This window comes from Acinetobacter venetianus RAG-1 = CIP 110063 (assembly GCF_000368585.1).
In the GTDB taxonomy this organism is placed as follows: domain Bacteria; phylum Pseudomonadota; class Gammaproteobacteria; order Pseudomonadales; family Moraxellaceae; genus Acinetobacter; species Acinetobacter venetianus.
Genome location: NZ_KB849557.1, coordinates 359,244 through 379,503, shown reverse-complemented (window position 1 = coordinate 379,503; position 20,260 = coordinate 359,244). Strand labels below are relative to the sequence as shown.

Genomic DNA, 20,260 nt, shown 5'->3' with positions numbered 1-20,260 from the left:
AGATAGTGATAAAAATAGCCTCTTTGTAGAGGCTATTTTATATTAACTTAGATAAATTCCATAATAAACTTATGGGATTTAGTCTTAGTATTTAAAGTTAACAGCAAGTACAGCGTTACGACCATCACCTTCATTTGCGTAATGTGCTGCGTGTGCACTCGTGAAATAACGCTTATTTGAGATGTTGTTGATGTTTAACTGTAAGTTTACATTATCATTTACATCATACTTTGCCATCGCATTATAGATCGTAAATGTAGGCAGGATTTTTGTCGATGTTGTTGCTGTGTTTGGGTTTGTATTTGCATATACCTGATCACGATATTGTGCACCAGCACCTAAAGTTAGTTTTGGTAAAACTTGGTATGTGCTCCACAAGCTAGCACTTTGTTTTGCTACGAAAGGCAATGGTTTGCCTTCCTGAGCAATAGCATTGTATGCAGCTTTAGTTAATTCACTATCTAAATAACTATAACCAATAGCTATTTCCCATTTATCTGTAATATGACCTGTTAAACCAAGTTCGAAGCCATCAACTTTACTCTCACCAACATTTGCTGTTGTGTTTGCATCAATTGAAACACGAGTATTTTGCTTCTCAGTACGGAAAATAGCAGCCGTTGCATTTGCACGGTTGTCCCAAAGGCTCCATTTTGTACCGATTTCATAGGTGCGTGCTTTTTCAGGCTCTAAATCTTGAGTTGAAACTGATAGTCCATCGATGTCTGGGTCAATCCCAACAGGGTTAGCAGCAGTTGCATAGCTTGCGTAAATACTGCCATTTTCGGTTGGACGGAACACAACACCTGCTTGATAAGAGAAGTAATCCGTGTCGTTTGAATACTCAGTTCCAGCTGTGGTTGTTACACCACGACTTGTTACATCTTTATTGTATTTTAAGTTAGTATCAAACTGATCCCAACGTACGCCGAGGTTGAGTAACCAGTACTTGTTGAACTCAATACTATCTAATGCATAAATAGAAACAGTTTCATTGGTTAAGGTGGTTTGTTTCTTATTTGGATTGAGTGTGCCTAACCACGGATCATTTGCGCTAGGGGTGTTTAGATCTGTACACCAACCATCATTGTTTGCACAGTTAGCGTTGAATCCAGCAGTCGTTGAACCTGTGTAACCTGGATAAGTCATATCGTAGTTACCGCGATTGGTTTTTTCACGATTGTACTCTGCACCAACATTAAAGCTATGTGCAATTGCACCCGTGTTTAACTTACCCGCTAAAGACAACTGATCGGTAAATGCTTCTGTGTCACGAATTGACTGAGTGGCACGACGATAAACTTTACCATTATAGATGTTACCTTTTGAGTCATCTGGATTTGTAAAGATATAATCTGCTTTTGAACGGCTATACGTTGTTGTATTCGTTACAGTTAGATCATCATTAAAATCATGTTCTAATTTTAAAGTACCGATGTGATTTTCACGTTTATCAAAGTCGCGATCTTTCCAACCGTAATATGTACCTTGTTTAACATTAACTGGACGACCATCAGCTTTATCCGTTCCAGCAGGTGGATTATTTGGGTTATTAAATGGAACGCCAGAATCTGGTTCATCATTGCTTTTCAAGAAGTAGTAGCTCAGCGTTGCACGATTTTCACTACCTAAACCAAATGCAATACTTGGTGCTAATCCAACACGTGCATATTCAGCACCGTTATGTTGGCCCGGTTTTTCATTCTCATGACCCATCGCAATGACACGACCAGCGATACCGTTGCCAAAGTCTTTATTTGCATCAAGTACGATGTGTTTATAGTTATCAGTACCGCCAGCAACAGTACCTTGGTACTCATCACCTTCGTGAGCAACTTTAGGGATCAAGTTAATGCTACCACCTACACCGCTACCACCAGTAAGTGCAGAGCTTGAACCTTTAGTGATTTCTACTTGGTCGATTGCGAACATGTCACGATTTTGAGTCGTTGAGTTACGCACACCATCTACATAGATTGCGCTTTGCCCATTGTAACCACGAATATATGGGATATCTGTATAAGGTGTACCGCCTTCACCTGCGCCTAAAGTAATACCAGGCTCATTACGTAATGCTTCTAATAATGTATTTGAGTTGGTTTCTTTTAAAAGTTTTTGAGAAAGAATAGAAACAGTCTTTGGTGTATCTTTTAACGGAGCCACATATTTTGCATTTGCAGATTTGTCGACTTTTAATTCATCAACAGTTGCTTCTGCATGGATCGTTGGAAGCTGAACCACTTGGCTTTGATCTTGAGCAATCGCTGTTGTTGCGATCATTGAGAGAGAAGATGCAATTGCAGAAGAAACAAATTTCTTACGTGTTCTGATAAAAGAAGACATATCGTATCCATGTAAACCTTAAAATTCATGCAAATAATAATTATTCTTATTTTTATATGCAATTCTTTGAGATTGGTTTTAACGATCTTAAGATCATATAACTTTGGAAAAAGAAATAGAATAGTGTAATAAAGTGTAAGTTCTTGTGGGTTTTGATTGTTTAAAATATGAGCGTTTTTTATGATGGAGTAATTAACCTTGGGTATATGCAATTTTCACCTATTTAGAATAATCACTGAAAATAATTAAAAGAGGCGAGTTGGTAGAGATGCTCGGATTCACTTTTGCTGCTAGAATGCCTGACTAATTTTGTATATCAGCAAAGTTGTCATATAATGTGGCACTTTTAAAATTGTTACTACTAACTATATATCGAGGAAGCCATGCAAGTAACGACTGAAGCGGTTTCGGGCGTTGCCCGTCGTTTAAATGTTTCTGTACCGACGAGCCGTGTTAACGAGCAATTTGAAGCTCGCTTAAAACGCACTGCTAAAACTGTGAAGATCAACGGCTTCCGTCCAGGTAAAGTGCCTTTAAATGTTGTTCGCCGTGAATATGGTGCGAGCATTTATCAAGAAGTTGTGAATGACATCATTCGTGACACAGTATTCGAAGCGATTCAACAAGAAAAAATCAATGCGGTCGGTATGCCGAACATTGAGAAAGTTGAAAACAAAGATGATGCTTTAGTTTTTGAAGCGACTGTTGAAGTTTATCCTGAAGTAGAAGTGAAAGCTTTTGCTGATTTAGAAGTTGAGCGTAAATCATCAGAAATCAACGATGCAGATGTTGATGTAATGATTGAAAACTTGCAAAAACAACGTGCTTCTTGGACTGAAACCAAAGGCATGGCGAAAAAAGACATGCAAGTGACTTTCGATTTTGAAGGTACTGTTGATGGTGAGAAGTTTGAAGGCGGTACTGCTGAAGACTTTAAACTAGTTCTTGGTTCTGGTCGTATGATTCCAGGCTTTGAAGACGGTATCATCGGCATGAAGAAAGGCGAAGAGAAAGTGATTGATGTTACTTTCCCTGAAGACTACCAAGCTGAAAACTTAGCGGGTAAAGCAGCTCAATTCAAAATCACTGTGAAGCTTGTTGAAAAACAAAAACTTCCTGAGATTGATGCTGAATTCTTGAAAATCTTTGGTTTAACTGAAGAAGAAGGCTTAGATAAGTTAAAAGCTGACGTTCGTAAAAACATGGAACGTGAAGTTCGTAACGGTCTTCGTAACCAAGTTAAACAAGCTGCATTTGATGCACTTGTTGCTGCAAATGAAATCGAAGTTCCAGCTTCTATGGTTGCTCAAGAAATTGACCGTCAACGTCAACAAATGATCCAACAGTTCACTCAACAGTTTGGTGCTCAAGGCGCTGGTGCGTTTGATAGCAGCATGCTTCCTGATGAGTTGTTCAAAGAACAAGCTGAAAAATCAGTTAAGCTTGGTGTATTGGTTAGCAAAGTATTGGCTGATGCTAAACTTGAAGTTGACCAATCACGTGTTGATGCTTACATCGATGACATGGCTTCTTCTTATGAAGATCCAACAGAAGTTGTTGAATACTTCAAAAATGATAAACAACAACGTGCTCAAATCGAAGCAGTTGTTTTAGAAGACCAAGTTGTAGATCACATTTTAGCTGCGGCTAAAGTAAGTGATGTCGCTGTAAGCTATGAAGACTTATTGAAAGAGCAACAAGCACGTCGTGGCTAAGCTTTCAAAAGTTTAAAAGAAAGGCGCTTATTGCGCCTTTTTTTATCCGTGTTATGAAAGTGTTAATTTCTAATGAAATTGCCAGCTTTTAGTCTAAATAATCGAATATTTCAGATTGAACCTTTTGCAATTTCGTCGATTATCCCTCATATTGTTGGCATAGACCGAGTCACAATAATTTAGGAATAAATAAACGTATGTATGTTCCAACAATTGAAAATGCTTTAGTTCCTGTTGTCGTTGAACAGTCATCTCGTGGTGAGCGTTCATTTGACATTTATTCACGTTTGTTACGTGAGCGCGTTATTTTCTTAACGGGTGAAGTAGAAGATAACATGGCAAATCTCATCGTTGCTCAGATGTTATTTTTAGAAGCTGAAAATCCAGAAAAAGACATTCATCTTTATATTAACTCACCGGGCGGTTCGGTGACTGCGGGTATGGCGATTTACGATACGATGCAGTTTATTAAACCTGATGTCGTGACTTATTGTATGGGACAAGCTGCTTCTATGGGCGCTTTCCTATTAAATGCTGGTGCAAAAGGCAAACGTTACTGTCTTGAAAATGCACGTGTCATGATTCACCAACCTTTAGGCGGCTTCCGTGGTCAAGCTTCTGATATTGAAATTCATGCTCGTGAAATTTTATTTATCAAAGAGCGTTTAAATCGCTTAATGGCTGAACATAGTGGTCAAGACTATGAAACGGTTGCTCGTGATACAGATCGTGACAACTTCATGACTGCGCAAGCAGCAAAAGAATATGGTTTGGTTGATCAAGTGCTTAGTAAGCGTCCTTGATTTTTAAAAACTAAGTTTAAGATTTAAGTGGTGGAGTAAATATGTCCGAACATCCTCAAGGACAAAAACATTGTTCATTTTGTGGTAAGACGCAATCTGAAGTTGGAAAATTGATTGCAGGTGAGGACGCATATATTTGTAATGAGTGTGTGGATGTCTGCTTGGATTTAGTGCAAACAAGTCAACAAGTGGAAGCAGGTGATTGGGCGACAAAACCATTGCCTAAACCACACGAAATTCGTGCAGCGTTAGATCAATATGTCATCGGACAAGATGTTGCTAAAAAAACATTGTCAGTTGCGGTTTATAACCACTACAAACGTTTGAAGGTTGGTCAATCTCAGCATGGTAATCCAGAAATTGAGATTGCCAAGAGTAATATTTTGCTGATTGGACCAACAGGTTCAGGTAAGACATTGCTTGCACAAACGCTTGCTCGTTTACTCGATGTGCCTTTTGCTATGGCGGATGCAACGACACTTACTGAAGCGGGTTATGTCGGTGAAGATGTAGAAAACATCGTGCAAAAGCTACTGCAAAAAGCAGATTATGATGTAGAAAAAGCGCAGAAGGGCATTATCTATATTGATGAGATCGACAAGATTACTCGTAAATCTGAAAATCCATCGATTACTCGTGATGTGTCTGGCGAAGGTGTACAACAAGCATTATTGAAAATGATTGAAGGTACGGTTGCTTCTATCCCACCACAAGGTGGTCGTAAGCATCCACAGCAGGAATTTATCCAAATTGATACTGCGAATATCCTATTTATTTGTGGTGGTGCATTCTCTGGTTTGGAAAAAATCGTACAGCAACGTCAGGAAAAAGGCGGAATCGGTTTTACTGCTGATGTGAAGAATAAAGATGACAGCAAAAAAGTCTCTGAATTATTCCGTCAAGTTGAAGCGACGGATCTCGTTAAATTCGGTTTAATTCCTGAATTTATTGGTCGTTTACCTGTGATTGCAACCTTAGAAGAGTTAGATGAAGAAGCTTTGATGCAGATTCTAACTGAGCCTAAAAATGCATTAACTCGTCAATATCAATACTTATTCAGTATGGAAGATGTTGACTTGGTATTTGATGATTCCGCATTGCGAGCAGTGGCGAAGAAAGCGCTTGAGCGTAATACAGGTGCGCGTGGCTTGCGTTCAATTCTAGAAAATGTATTGCTTGAAACCATGTATGATTTACCTAGTCGTACAGACGTAGGTACTGTGATTGTGGATGAAGCTGTGATTAATGGTACAGCAAAACCTACTTTCAAAGCTGAACGTTTACCACAAACAGGTACGCCAGAATTGGTTGAAAAAACGGATTTGAAAGTAGTTGACTCTAAGTCAGCTTAATTCACATTCATCTAAAAAAGCATGAAAGGCTTGGCTTTTCATGCTTTTTTTATTTGCAATTAGGCGTTGAGGTGTTAATCTTAAAATTGAAAAAATCCGCATAGTTTTGCGCTGTTAAAAATAAATTCAAAAAACGCCTTGAGGGATGTCATGCGTTATTTAATATTGTCATTATGTTGTGCAGGGGTGTTGGCTGGCTGCCAAAGTCATAAGGCAGTGGAAAATGATCCAACTGTATTGACTGCGACACTTCCATCTATAGATACAGAAAAAGAGCCAGGTTTATTTGATCAATATCATGTCGGTGGTTTCTCTGTCGGTGGTTGGGTCAATCAAAAATTAGGTCAATACTTCGAACCCATCAAACCGCAAAATGAACAAGCTGCTGTCGTCTATTTATACCGACCAGACACGCGTTGGAATCGTCAGGAAATTGCAGCTGCGAATTTATTTATTAATGGACATCGTATCCCAAGCTTGTTGCATAATCACTATTATTGGTTGGAACTACCAGCAGGTACATATCGTTTAAGCGTGAGTCGTCCTTTGGCTGGTTTACATTTCCAAAAGCCGAAATATGTCGATTTTACTGTGGATGCGGCACAAACATATTTTATTAAATACGATGAAGAAAATAAGATTTCTAGAAGTGAGCATACTGGTCCATTTATGATTATGCCAGATAAAGTCGCACGCCAAGAAATAGCATTTACTCGATTAAAATCATCTAGCTATAACTTTGTTGCACAGGATGCTTCTGGGAAAATTCGTAGCAAGCCGCAAGAGTTAAAGCCTGCGAAGTACGACGAAAAATCAGAAGTACATTTGGTCAAACCATTTAAGTTATGGAACCCTTTAACTTGGTAAAACCAACATCAAGAATAATTATCAGTTGATTTGAATGAGTGGTTTGATGATCGTTAAAAACTGCTCTTTCAGTTCGGCGTTTTGTTCTGGATCATTTAATGTCTGCTCACTCAAACTATTCATATATTGAAAAACATCGGTGCTGATTTTCAGATTTTTCTTATTAATTGATTTACCTTCAGGCGTTTTCAAAAATTTGAGATAGGCTTGTATTTCTTCTTCCGTCAAAGCCTCGGCATAGATTTTTTCAATATTTTGTAGAGTTTCAGGACGGGCAAAAACTCTAGAGCTAGTTTGCTTCAGTAGCTGACTTAGCTCTAAAACGGCTAAATGTTCTTGTGTGGTGGTTAATTCATTCTTACCCAAAATATTTAATAAAATGTTCTCGGCTTGTTTGTCTAATGCTGGCTGCATTTCCTCTAATGAGGCATTTAAAACATTTTCAAGATCACTAAGTGTGATCAGTTCTTTAACTGATTTCAATTGAGCAGGGCTAGCAAAAGTATTCTGCATGTTGATTATTAGACAAAACCCAATCATAAAGATGGGTAAACGCTTACGCATATCTCTATCCCTATACTCATATTATCTTTTTGTAATGTAACAGAAACTTTAGACAAAAAAATAGCCGAATCAATGGATTCGGCTATTTTTCTGATAAAGGAATTATTGAGCAGCATCAACGACTGGAATTTTACCAATCTTTGCTTGCCAGATTTTCGGTGCAGTCGCATGGATTGAAGTACCATTTACGTCTACAGCAACAGAAACAGGCATATCTTCAACCACAAATTTGTAGATTGCTTCCATACCTAAATCAGCAAATGCAACAACTTCTGCTTCACGTACCGCTTTTGATACGAGGTAAGCTGCACCACCAACGGCCATAAGGTAAGTTGCTTGGTTGTCTTTGATCGCTTCAATCGCAGTAGGGCCACGATCTGCTTTACCAATCATACCAAATAAGCCAGTAGCTTCTAACACTTGACGAGTGAACTTATCCATACGGGTTGCCGTTGTTGGGCCAGCAGGACCAACCACTTCATCACCAACTGGATCCACTGGACCCACGTAGTAAATGAATTTACCTTTTAAGTCGACTGGAAGTTCTTCACCATTATTTAACATGTCAACCATACGCTTATGTGCAGCATCACGACCTGTATAAATGGTACCGTTAAGAAGTAATGTATCACCTGGTTTCCAAGAGTTCATTTCTTCTTGAGTGATCATGTCGAGATTCACACGCTTAGATTGAGAAGAGTCCCAAGTTACAGCAGGGTAGTCTTCAAGTTTAGGTGCTTGAATGTGTGCAACACCTGTACCATCTAATTGGAAGTGTGCATGACGAGTCGCAGCACAGTTTGGAATCATACCAACAGGCTTACCTGCCGCATGGCATGGGTAATCCTTGATTTTAATATCTAGTACTGTAGTTAAACCACCAAGACCTTGTGCACCAATACCCAACGCATTCACTTTTTCGAAGATCTCAATACGGAGTTCTTCCATTTTGTTTTGAGGGCCATGACGAAGTAATTCGTCCATGTTGATTTCTTCCATCAATGCTTCTTTTGCAAGCATCATGGCTTTTTCAGCAGTACCACCAATCCCGATACCGAGCATACCTGGTGGACACCAGCCTGCGCCCATTGTTGGAACAGTTTTAAGTACCCAATCTACGATTGAGTCTGATGGGTTCAACATTGCAAGTTTAGATTTATTTTCTGAGCCGCCACCTTTAGCAGCCACGGTAATATCAACTTTATTACCTGGTACGAGTTTGTAGTGGATGACAGCAGGGGTATTGTCTTTGGTATTTTTACGACCAAAAGCTGGATCAGCAAGAACAGAAGCACGCAATACGTTTGAGTTTTCTAAGTAACCTTGGCGTACGCCTTCGTTTACTGCATCGTCTAAGCTCATGGTTAAATCAAATTTAACGTCTAAGCCAACTTCAAGGAAAACGTTGACAATACCTGTATCTTGACAGATTGGTCGATGGCCTTCAGCGCACATACGTGAGTTGATGAGGATTTGTGCAATTGCATCTTTTGCAGCTTTGTTTTCTTCACGATCATAAGCACGGCTCATCGCTTGGATGAAGTCTTGTGGGTGATAGTAAGAAATAAACTGGAGGGCATCCTTGATTGATGTAATCAAGTCATCTTGTTTGATGATCGTTGTCATATCAAAATTCTCTTGAGCGGGCTAATAGCTGGCGGGCTAAATTATATGATAAAAAGCGTTCATTGTGGGAGTTTTACCGAGTATTTGGCAAAAGGTCTAAGAGGAACGATAAATAGCTTTTATGAGCATTTACTCAAATGATTGAAGAGGAAAATCATTTCTTTCTCATTTGCGATGGAGAGTAGCCAAAATGCTTTTTAAAACGATGACTAAAATGACTACTCGAACTAAATCCATATTGAGTCGAGATATCCGTCAGATTTTCGTGGGTCAGTTCTAATGCTTGATGTGCCAATTCTAGTCGACGTTGCATGACATATTGATGAGGTGGCATTTTCATTGACTGTTTAAACATATGTGCAAAATGATATTCACTCAATGCTGTTTGTTGAGCGAGATCAGATAAAGTCAAGCTTAGGTGTAAGTGTTGATCAATCCATTCTAATAATTGCTTTAATACATAGGGTGATAATCCACCTTTAACTTCAGGTGTCGTCCATTGTGTATGGCTATAATTTTTAATTAAGTGATTGAGTAATAGCGTTGTTGCGGTACTCATTTGCAAATGATTTTCACGATTTTGCCAAGCACCATTGAGTAAAAAATGTCGATAAAGCGTAGAAATTTGCGGGTCAGCCACAAAAATCTGTGGATTTAGGACGATTTGGCTGGGTTCTCTATCCCAAACTTGCTCGGCAATCCGTCTTAGGTGTTGTTCTGTATAGTAAAGATGCACAAAAGTAAGCGGATCTCTGAGATCCCATGTCGACTCGAAATCTTGCGGCATCAGACACATACGATCTGGTCCACCGCCATTGTGCCAACCATGCTCAGTCTTTTGATAGCTTTGATAGCCGCCCTGAATATACATGCTTAAGGTGTGATGATTACTGCAAACGCTGACACGATCTTGGTTATTTTGCCACATCGCGAGTTGCATACCCGAACCCAGTTCTACTGAGTCGAGCAACTGGGCCTTATATTGTTGTAATTGATCTAGAATCTGATATTTCATCTTCTACACACTGCGCAAGTATCGTGATTAGTGTAGGACTTTCTATTGATATTGTCACCAATACGAAAGCGGATAAAGAAAATCGCAATTTGATGATAATCACCACAAGATCATGCAAGCATAAAAAGAGAGAAGTTAGACAAAATAGTGATCTCTATGATTGAGTTTGGTTTTAGAAATGAATGCGTTGTTATATGCCTTGGTTGTGGTGATCTGGGGAACGACATGGATTGCAATTACGGTACAGCAACAAAGTGGCATAGCAGCAAATGTAGCTGTATTTTGGCGTTTTTTTATATCCGCATTGGTGTTATTTGTTTTTATTTGCTTGACTCGAAAATTACAGAAATTGACGGCTAAAGATCATCTGTTTTGTATGTTGCAAGCGAGTTGCATTTTTGGTTTTAACTTTGTCTGTTTTTATTATGCGGTGCAATATATCAGTAGCGGTCTAGAGGCTGTCATTTTTTCAATGGCTGTTATTTTTAATACTATTAATGCAAAACTCTTTTTCTCTCAGCAAATTTCTACACGATTTTATCCTGCGGCGTTGTTGGGATTGTTTGGAATTGTGGCTTTGTTTTGGCATGACGTGGTTGGGACAACCTTAAATAGTCATACGCTGATGGGTATCGGGCTTTGTATAGTCGGAACCTACGGATTTTCATTAGGAAATATGATCAGCTCACGTCACCAAAAACATGGACTAGATATTTTCACAACCAATGCTTTTGCCATGTTTTATGGTTCTATGTTAATGGCATTCATTTCGTTGTTAAAGCAGGATGATTTTTTCCCAAGTATGCCTGTGAGTTCTGTGAGTGCATTATTGTATTTAGCAATTTTTGGTTCAGTGATTGGCTTTACTGCTTATTTTTATTTGGTAGGGCGAATTGGGGCAGGCAAGGCTGCGTATAGTACTTTACTATTTCCACTCGTAGCATTGCTCATTTCTACAATTTGGGAAGGTTATCAATGGCAGATCAATGCCGTGATCGGGGTAATTCTGATTTTATGCGGTAACGCAATTTTCTTTGTAAAAGGACCGCAGTTGAAGTCATTCAGAATGTCAAAGGAAGTGTGAGAAATACGATGATGTGAAAAGACCATCTATTTAAATGTATCAAATAGATGATCTTTGATTGTCAGAACAATATGTTAGTCTTGTTGTTTTGCCTGAATCGCAGTTAATGCGATGGTAAATACAATATCATCAACCAACGCACCACGAGACAAATCATTCACAGGCTTGTTTAGGCCTTGCAGCATTGGACCGACACTCACGACATTGGCAGCACGTTGCACCGCCTTATAGGTCGTATTGCCTGTATTGAGATCAGGGAAGATAAAGACGTTGGCACGACCAGCAACTTTTGAATCTGGTGCTTTTTGACGACCTACGCTCTCAACTGAAGCCGCATCATATTGCAAAGGACCATCGATCAATAAATCTGGTCGACGTTGTTGTGCAATTTTTGTTGCTTCGGCAACTTTTTCAACATCTGCACCTGTCCCTGATGTGCCTGTTGAGTAGCTGATCATAGCAATACGTGGGTCTAAACCAAATGCTTTTGCCGAGTCTGCAGATTGAATCGCAATTTCAGCAAGTTGTTCTGCATTTGGATCAGGATTAATTGCACAGTCACCATACACATAAACTTCATCTGGCAGCAGCATGAAGAAAATAGACGAGACGAGTGAATAGTTCGGCGCAGTTTTAATAAGCTGGAATGCTGGGCGAACAGTATTTGCTGTTGTGTGAATCGCACCTGATACCAAACCATCAACCTGATCAAGCGCAAGCATCATCGTACCAAGTACCACTGTATCTTGAAGTTGCGCTTTGGCTTGTAAGGCATCGAGTTTGCCTTTACGTAACTCCACCATTGGTTCGATATATTGATCACGGATACTGTCTGGATCAATGATTTCTAAGTCATCGGGTAGTTGAATACCACGCGCTTTTGCAACTTCGGCTACAGATTCTGGTTTAGCAAGCAAAATACATTGTGCAATACCACGCGTTTGACAAATCACCGCGGCTTGAACGGTACGAGGTTCATCACCTTCAGGTAAAACAATACGTTTTTTCGCTGAAATTGATTTTTGAACCAGTTCATAACGGAATGCTGAAGGTGACAAACGTGGATGTAAATTATTTTGCGTGTGCTGATCAAGCCATTGATTATCAATATGGCTAGATACAAAACGGGTCACTTGTTCTGCACGCTCAGTATCATCAACTGGAATTTCATTACCAAAGTGATGTAAGCGCTGCGCCGTTTCTAAGGTGTCTAAAGACGTATGCAAAATCGGTAGACCTTGTTTAATGGCACTTTGACAGAATTCTAAGACATTGTCTGCTGGCGCAGCTTGTTCCGTTAAAACTAGGCCTGCGAGTGGAATACCGTTACTACTTGCAAGGCTTGCTGCAAGTAGCGTATCGGTACGCTGAGACGCACTAATAATCAGCTCGCCTGCAACAAATTTATGCAGTTCAGATTCAATATCCGATGCAACCAAACTGGTATGTAAAATACGACGTTGTTTGGCTTCACCTTCATGTAACCATGTCCCATTGACCAGCGGGGCAATATCCAAGCTTCTTGGGACGCTTAAAATATTGCTAAATGGAACGAGTCCAATAATTGGAAGCTCATTGGTGCCCATGAAGCGATTGTAACGTTGTAACTCAACTGAAAACTCAGCGATTTGTTTTTCTAAACGTAAACTTGGGTCAAGGGTGACTGGGATTTCAGCAGTACCATCAGGAAGCCCTTTGGTTCGCATGAACAGTACGCCTGTAGTACGAGCAGACGCAGCACCACCAAATTGACGGAGGTGTGCATCAACTTTTTCGGCTGTTTTGCGTGGATCAGCTAAATCTGCGGTACTGACAAGCACAACTTGCGCATCAAGTGCTTGAGCCAGTGCTGCATTGATTTCGCTTGCAAAATGATCTTGTCCATTTGGAACTAGACCCTCCACAATAATCACATCATGATGTGCGGAAATTTTACGATGAAGGGCAACAGCTTCTTCAAGTAATTCGTCTGTTTCACCTAATGAAATTAATTGCGTTAGTTTTTCATAGGTAATTGGTTCGACAGATTGATGTTGGAATAAATGGCTATATAGCGTTGTTGTTCGATCAACCGTTGTATCTGCAATTTGAGAAAATGGTTTTAGAAACCCCGCATTAATACCTTTACAGTCCAATGCATAAATCATACCTAAGCAAGCTGATGTTAAACCAACACCTTCGCCTGTAGGAATTAATAAAATAGTGTTCATAATGACCTTAATTTTTATCTAAATTTTTTTGAACTAAGCTGAAACAGTTTGCTCAACCACTTGACGTGTTTCTTTGGCAATACGACCTTCTTCGTCTGTAGGCACCACCCAAATCTGAGGGCCTTGGCCTGCATCAATACGGCCTTCAGTACCGCGAGGGAGCGCATCGTTTTTCTCTTTACTGAACTGTAAGCCAAAGTGAGATAAGTAACCTAAAGTTTTTTCACGAACATAAGCCGAGTTTTCACCAATTCCACCAGTAAATACCAAACCATCTAAACGTGGTAATCCACAGCTAAGTGCTGAGAGTGATTTTGCTAGACGATAGCAGAATACTTCGATTGCAAGTGTTGCTCCTTCATGTCCATCATTTGAAGCATCAACTAAAGTACGCATATCGTTTGATAACCCAGAAAGACCAAGCAAGCCACTTTCTTTATTGAGCATATTGTCAATTTTTTGAATATCCCAGCCCAAGTTACTTGCCAAGAACAGATGTAAACTTGGATCTACATCACCGCTACGCGTGCCCATAACCACACCTTCAAGTGGTGTCATTCCCATTGATGTATCAATACTTTGACCATTCCAAACTGCACAAGTCGAACTACCGTTACCTAAATGTGCACTTAACCAACCGCCTTGATTTTTTGCTCCTGCAAGCTCACTTGCACGCTCTGTTACATAAGCGTGGCTTGTGCCGTGGAAGCCATAGCGACGAACGTGGTGCTCTGTATATAAATTTTGTGGTAATGCATAACGATATGCATATTCAGGCATAGTTTGATGGAATGCAGTATCAAATACAGCAACTTGTGGTAATTCAGGGAACAAACGCATGGTTGCTTCGATACCCACTAAATGTGCAGGATTATGCAATGGAGCTAAAGGTGTTGCAGCTTCGATACGTTTCACGATTTCAGGCGTTAAAAGCTCTGCTTTGGTGAGGTTGCCACCATGAACTACACGATGACCAATTGCTTGCGGATTATAATTTGCTAGGCGAGCTAAAAGTGTTTCAAGTGCTTTTGCATGGTCTGCATGTGGAATCGAAAGCTCTAAGGGTTCACCACCAACGGTCACACCTTTGATTCGTGCATCAGCAGAGCCTAAGTTTTCTGCCAAGCCATAAATACGATCTTCACGACGCTCAGAAATTAGCGCGTATTTGATTGAAGATGAACCACAGTTAATTACAAGTACAGATTTAGCCACGTTTTGAACACCTAACAGATTTTAAATTTGATGACGAACACTTTGATCTTGCCGCGACGCAAAAGGCAGTGGAATCAAGCGCAATGTTTTAACATGGGTTGTTGTATTGGTGAAAATAGACTTTAGCCTATACAACTGATTTATAATTGAATCTCATTAATTATAGGTTGCAAATCATAATTTCTTTTGAGTGATGTGTTTATTTTGCACGTATTTTTTGTATGGAATTATGTAAAAACACGATAAAGATCAAATTGATGAGCTTTATCGTGTGGAATATTTAAAACAACAAAAATAAATTATTGGCGAATTTGACCATCACCAAAAACAATCCATTTTTGTGAGGTTAAGCCTTCTAAGCCAACAGGTCCGCGTGCATGAATTTTATCGGTTGAAATTCCAATTTCAGCACCTAAACCATACTCAAAGCCATCAGCGAAGCGGGTTGAGGCATTGATCATGACAGAGCTTGAGTCAACACGTGCGAGGAACTCGCGTGCTAGACTAAAGTTTTCAGTTACGATGGCATCTGTGTGATGAGAACCATATTTGTTGATATGCTCAATAGCTTCATCCATGCCGCTGACGACCTTGATCGCCAAGATCGGGCCTAGATATTCGGTATACCAATCTTCTTCAGTCGCCGTTTTAACTGAATCACCTAAAATACGTTGTGTTTCCGCACAACCGCGAAGCTCAACTTGTTTTTCAGCATAAAGTTCAGCAATACTCGGTAAGAAATCATCTGCAATTGCTTCATCGACTAACAATGTTTCCATCGCATTACACACACCATAACGATGTGTTTTAGCATTTAGTGCGATAGGCAATGCTTTTTGAAGATCCGCTTGTGCTTCGACAAAAACGTGGCAATTTCCGTCTAAGTGTTTAATCACTGGAATACGCGCTTCATTGGTAATGCGTTCAATCAAGCTTTTGCCACCACGAGGTACGATCACATCAACATATTCAGTCATGGTAATCAAATGACCAACAGCAGCACGATCAGGTGTATCGATTACTTGCACGGCATACTCAGGTAATCCTGCAACTTCTAAACCGTGTTGAATCGCTGTTGCGATGGCTTTATTTGATTCAAGTGCTTCTGAACCGCCACGTAAAATGATGGCATTACCTGACTTTAAAGCAAGTGACGCTGCTTCTAATGTCACGTTTGGTCTTGATTCATAAATCATACCAATGACACCTAAAGGCACACGCATTTTACCAAGTTGAATACCTGATGGACGGTAAGCAAGATCCGTGATTTCACCAATTGGATCAACCAAGGCAATCACATCTTTAAGACCTTGTAACATGCCTTTAAAGCGGGCAGGGGTCAACTCTAAACGGTCAAGCAAAGCGTTGTCTAATTGGCGTTGGCGACCATTTTCCATATCGATTTGATTGGCTGCTAAAATTTGTGCTTGATTATTTTCCAAAGCAGTATAAATTGCAGACAATGCATGATTTTTCAAATGAGTCGATGCGCTAGTCAAAACACGAGACGCTTTACGCGCTTGGATACCGACCTGCTGCATATAATTTTGAATAGAGTCTTGCATAGCATTTTGATGATTGTATGTATTTATAAAGATAGTAACAGTCAAATGCGGAACAATGAATAGTTTGAACCGACAATTCAAAAAATTATAAATTGTTAAATCGCTCAAACCTTTTGATTTAAATGCGATGGAGATATTAAATAAATCGCTGCGACTACATATTTTGCAAAAGATTATTGCTTTAAACAAGATAAGTGGTTAAGGAAATGATTGCGTATAAAACGTGCATTTGTATAGAATGAAAATGTATAGGATAAATGTAATACAAATTTTATAAATTTGTTAACTAGCAAGTAGAAATCGCTAAAAATGAGACTCTTGCTGCAAAAAAATAATCAAGGATGGAGGAAGGATATGAATTCCATTATCCAAATGGACTCGGATTTAAATCATACCTTCACGGGTTTTGGTTTTTTCGACATATACAATAAAAACAGTTTTAAACAACCAGCACGTACGACATGGATAGATGGTTGGAAAATTGAATATATGGCAATTGCAGATCCTAAAACGATCTACAACACGCCAATTGTAATTGTCGGGGGCGCATTTCAAAATTTTAACTCTTATAAGTATTGTGTTGAGCAACTCTTTGAGAGTGGACCCGTGATTTTAATTGATTTACCTTCAATGGGAGCTAATCAACAAATTCGTAATGTTGATACAGGTGAGTCAGCTGGAATTCTAGAACTACCAGATTTATCTAAAATGTTAGGTCAGTGGCTTGATATCGTTGGAATTGAAAAAGTTTCAGTGATGGGGATGTCATTAGGCTCAGTGGTTGCATCTTCTTTTGCTCACCAACGTCCAGAACTGATTGATCGTATGGTGTTAATGGGGGTTATGCAAAAGACCCGCAAGAGTTGGCGTATGCTGCTTGAAGAGTCTCTGCATTTAATGCGTGAAGACCGCATGGAGGAGTTTGGTCAAGCTGTAATTTTGTATCTCGTAAATCATGCGAAGCTAGACAAAACGCGGATGTCACCAACGGCAAAACGTTTGTTCTTCAGACAAATGGCTGAGTTTACTGCGACAGAGCGAGAGCGTTATGAGATTAATTGCAATCGTTTACTGCGTTTAAGTGATGTGCCAGTTCCACAATGTAAAACATTGGTCGCGGCTGGTCAGTACGATAGTTTTACTTTGCCACATGAAAATGCTGATTTCGCTTTGCAATGTCAAGATATGCAGTTTGCTTTAATTGCCAATGCAGATCATGTACCGCAACTGCAACGCCGTAAAGAAACCATGAATTTATTCACCTCGTTCTTAAAAGGAGAGTCCATCGATAACCTTGATGGCATTATTCCTATGACGCGTGAAGAAATGAAGAACATCGAGCGTCGTGGTGAAGAGCGTATTCCTGTTTTGCAGCCTGAAACGAAATTATCTCATCGCCATTCAGACACTGAAGCTGGTGTGAAAATTGTAGATATCACTTTCTTTGGTGTGTTTTTAAAACTTGATAATCTTGAACAACTTGACTTTGTTCGTCAGCATCCGCGTGATTTAGCATTGCATTTGGTTGATGAAGAAGGTGAGTTTAAAATTGAGTGCTTAACCTTTGATGCTACTGAGCAAGGGCTTCGTATTCTGTTCAAACACGGTAGTTTTGATGTAGCAGACCGTTTGACTCGTTTTATTGCACGTCAAAAACCTGCTGAATAATCGTGATAAATAAAAAAGGTGGGATAACCCACCTTTTTTAATGTCTATTTATTATTGCTCGCTTTTATAGTCCAGACGAGATCACCTAAATGCTGCTGATTGTTTTCTAGAATCTGCTGCTCGAAAAACTGTTTTGGTTGTTGGATCACAACCTGTTTAAAACCTGCTTCATAAAAGAAGCTTTCAACTTCAGCAGGTGTTTTAAAGTGGAAACTGAACGCACTACGAGACATCCATTTAAGTAAGCGACTACTGTTCCAAATAATGGTAGCGAGTTTATTTTGAGTAGGTTCTGGATAGAGATCAGTTAAATAATGTAGTTCTTTAAAGTCTTGACCATAAGTCACAATAGATTTAATCAGTTGTTGTAATAAAGGCTTTTCAAAATAATTGATAAGCCCTTCACTGATAATCACAAGTGGACGTTTTGGATCAAATACTTCAAAAGCCGAAGCGAATGTTTCTGTGAATAAATCAACTGAAAGGACATCATCAACTTCACCTTCAATTTGTTGCAGGGCGGCTTGTTTGGTTGCAGCCATATCAGGTAAATCAAGCTCGCGATAGGTAATATTTGGATAATGTTGTCTAAACCACCAACCACGCGGTGACAAGCCACATGCAATTTCGAGTACTTGGATATCAGGATACTGCTGAATTAATTCTTGTAAGTCATGATCAAGCATCGTATGACGTTGTTTAAGCGTGGTGCGCATGCTGCCACCAACATATTTTTCAGCCCAACTTTCAATTGGATGTACAAGTGCTGCTAGTGTTTTGCCTTTGGCAGTTGCTAAAGCTGGATGTGAAATCCCCATTTGATACCAAATATAGCCGGTGTAGTGTGCAGTAAATGAAATATGGCGATGTTTTGAAAGTTGTTGTGTCATCTGTCCTAGACTCTATTTTCCTAATTTGGATATATAAAATTAATCTCTTTTTAACGTTGAGATTTTGCTACCAAATCCGATTTTAGGTTTGTTATTTACTATCGTAGAGCGGCATGGATGCCGCTGTTGGGCTGGGGTTACAAGGATGTACCCTCAGCCTAACAAAGGATTTTTGCTTATTTTTCATCCCTGAAAAGTAAGTCGAGCCGAAGGCAAACTTATTCAATCAGATCAGCACTCGGCAAGATTCCATTATCTTAATAAAACAATGGGAAAATCTAAGTAAAGTTAGAACGAATTCTTAAATTCTTCAATGACTTTTCTGACGTTATTCCAGTTTTCATCTAACACGAGTGTTGTTCCCACGTCGATATTTGGAATTTTGCCACGCATACGCTCTAAACGTTGCTGATTTGGTAAAGCCAACGCTTGAATTCCGTCTAATGCAATACATGCAGCTGCGCGATCATTACACACCAAGCCCATATCACAACCTGCATTTAAGGCAGCTTGAATACGTGCATCAGCGCCACCAGCAACACAAGCTGCTTGCATACTTAAATCATCAGAGAATAAAACCCCATCAAATTTAAGTTGTTGGCGTAAGACATTTTGTAACCAAAATGGAGAGAAGCCAGCTGGGTTTGGATCAACTTGATCATAGATCACATGAGCTGGCATCAAGGCATCGAGTTGAGGCATTAATTGAATGAAACTTTGCATATCTTTGTCGTAGATTTCTTGATATGAGCGGCTATCAATCGCAGCAGCAATGTGAGAGTCCGCTTTCACTGAACCATGCCCAGGGAAATGTTTGCCTGTCGTTGCCATGCCTGCTTTTTTCATACCACGCATAAAAGCATCTGCCAGTGGGATGATGTCTTGTATATTTTTAGCAAAACCACGATCACCAATTACATCACTAACATCATTGAGATCTAAGACTGGAGCGAAACTAAAATCGATACCAACCGCGAGAACTTCTGTTGCCATTAACCAACCGCATTGTTCTGATAGTTCAATGGCTTGTTCAGGATGATGTAAGTAATGTTCCCCAAGTCGTCCCATTGCAGGAAGTAGGGTGAAACCTTGTCTTAAGCGTTGTACACGACCACCTTCTTGATCGACCGCGATCAGAATATCAGGACGGACTTGACGCATATGATCCGTAAGTGCTCGAACTTGTTGTGGTGATTCAATATTTCGCGCAAATAAAATCATTCCGCCGACTTGCGGAGCTTGTAATAGTTCAATATCTTCTTGAGTAAGTTCTGTGCCAGCAATATCCAGCATCAATGCGCCGATCATATGGATTCCGTTTGAATTTTGATGAAAAAAACGAT

The 20,260-nt window shown here is 39.7% G+C and carries 15 protein-coding genes; 6 read left to right on the top strand and 9 right to left on the bottom strand.

What is annotated here, in order from left to right; all coding sequences use genetic code 11:
* Positions 1–84: 84 nt before the first annotated feature.
* Entirely contained in the window at positions 85–2,343 is a 2,259-nt protein-coding gene (locus tag F959_RS03255; RefSeq protein ID WP_004877526.1) for a TonB-dependent receptor, read from the bottom strand.
* A gap of 383 nt (positions 2,344–2,726) precedes the next feature.
* Here F959_RS03255 and tig point away from each other — a divergent pair, with 383 nt between their 5' ends.
* From tig to F959_RS03235, 4 genes are all read left to right on the top strand, one after another.
* Positions 2,727–4,058 carry a trigger factor gene (gene tig / locus F959_RS03250; protein WP_004877523.1) on the top strand — a complete coding sequence of 444 codons (1,332 nt, stop codon included), beginning with the start codon at positions 2,727–2,729 and terminating at the stop codon, positions 4,056–4,058.
* A 197-nt stretch (positions 4,059–4,255) separates the two neighbouring features.
* The gene (gene clpP / locus F959_RS03245; RefSeq protein ID WP_004877521.1) at positions 4,256–4,861 is read left to right on the top strand and encodes an ATP-dependent Clp endopeptidase proteolytic subunit ClpP; all 606 of its coding nucleotides are present in this window, start codon (positions 4,256–4,258) and stop codon (positions 4,859–4,861) included.
* A 41-nt stretch (positions 4,862–4,902) separates the two neighbouring features.
* Positions 4,903–6,213 (top strand): ATP-dependent Clp protease ATP-binding subunit ClpX, encoded by a 1,311-nt coding sequence (gene clpX / locus F959_RS03240; RefSeq protein WP_004877517.1) that lies wholly within the window; start codon positions 4,903–4,905, stop codon positions 6,211–6,213.
* 150 nt (positions 6,214–6,363) lie between these two features.
* Positions 6,364–7,080, top strand: a complete 717-nt coding sequence (locus F959_RS03235; RefSeq protein WP_004877515.1) for a DUF2846 domain-containing protein — start codon at positions 6,364–6,366, stop codon at positions 7,078–7,080.
* Positions 7,081–7,101: 21 nt separating this feature from the next.
* Here F959_RS03235 and F959_RS03230 read toward each other — a convergent pair whose 3' ends face one another.
* The 3 genes from F959_RS03230 to F959_RS03220 all read right to left on the bottom strand — a co-directional run bounded on the left by F959_RS03230 (position 7,102) and on the right by F959_RS03220 (position 10,285).
* Positions 7,102–7,644, bottom strand: coding sequence for a DUF2059 domain-containing protein (locus F959_RS03230; RefSeq protein WP_004877514.1), 543 nt, complete (start codon positions 7,642–7,644; stop codon positions 7,102–7,104).
* A gap of 102 nt (positions 7,645–7,746) precedes the next feature.
* Positions 7,747–9,270: a fumarate hydratase gene (locus F959_RS03225; protein WP_004877511.1), complete on the bottom strand. Its 1,524-nt coding sequence runs from the start codon at positions 9,268–9,270 to the stop codon at positions 7,747–7,749.
* Between the two features lie 154 nt (positions 9,271–9,424).
* Positions 9,425–10,285 (bottom strand): helix-turn-helix domain-containing protein, encoded by an 861-nt coding sequence (locus F959_RS03220; RefSeq protein ID WP_004877510.1) that lies wholly within the window; start codon positions 10,283–10,285, stop codon positions 9,425–9,427.
* A gap of 178 nt (positions 10,286–10,463) precedes the next feature.
* On the opposite strand from F959_RS03220, the gene F959_RS03215 reads away from it, so the two are divergent.
* The gene (locus tag F959_RS03215; RefSeq protein WP_004877508.1) at positions 10,464–11,369 is read left to right on the top strand and encodes a DMT family transporter; all 906 of its coding nucleotides are present in this window, start codon (positions 10,464–10,466) and stop codon (positions 11,367–11,369) included.
* A gap of 74 nt (positions 11,370–11,443) precedes the next feature.
* On the opposite strand, the gene pta is transcribed toward F959_RS03215, so the two are convergent.
* The 3 genes from pta to F959_RS03200 all read right to left on the bottom strand — a co-directional run bounded on the left by pta (position 11,444) and on the right by F959_RS03200 (position 16,359).
* A complete protein-coding gene (gene pta, locus F959_RS03210; protein WP_004877506.1) occupies positions 11,444–13,579 on the bottom strand; it encodes a phosphate acetyltransferase in 2,136 nt (711 codons plus the stop codon).
* 33 nt (positions 13,580–13,612) lie between these two features.
* On the bottom strand, positions 13,613–14,794 hold the full coding sequence (locus F959_RS03205; RefSeq protein ID WP_004877504.1) for an acetate/propionate family kinase: 1,182 nt from the start codon (positions 14,792–14,794) through the stop codon (positions 13,613–13,615).
* A 299-nt stretch (positions 14,795–15,093) separates the two neighbouring features.
* A complete protein-coding gene (locus tag F959_RS03200; RefSeq protein ID WP_004877502.1) occupies positions 15,094–16,359 on the bottom strand; it encodes a glutamate-5-semialdehyde dehydrogenase in 1,266 nt (421 codons plus the stop codon).
* A gap of 354 nt (positions 16,360–16,713) precedes the next feature.
* Between F959_RS03200 and F959_RS03195 the strand changes: the two genes are divergently transcribed.
* The gene (locus tag F959_RS03195; protein ID WP_004877501.1) at positions 16,714–18,027 is read left to right on the top strand and encodes an alpha/beta fold hydrolase; all 1,314 of its coding nucleotides are present in this window, start codon (positions 16,714–16,716) and stop codon (positions 18,025–18,027) included.
* Between the two features lie 44 nt (positions 18,028–18,071).
* Here F959_RS03195 and F959_RS03190 read toward each other — a convergent pair whose 3' ends face one another.
* Positions 18,072–18,917 (bottom strand): class I SAM-dependent methyltransferase, encoded by an 846-nt coding sequence (locus F959_RS03190; protein WP_004877499.1) that lies wholly within the window; start codon positions 18,915–18,917, stop codon positions 18,072–18,074.
* Between the two features lie 288 nt (positions 18,918–19,205).
* The gene (gene nagZ / locus F959_RS03185) at positions 19,206–20,225 is read right to left on the bottom strand and encodes a beta-N-acetylhexosaminidase (RefSeq protein ID WP_004877497.1); all 1,020 of its coding nucleotides are present in this window, start codon (positions 20,223–20,225) and stop codon (positions 19,206–19,208) included.
* Positions 20,226–20,260 lie beyond the last annotated feature (35 nt).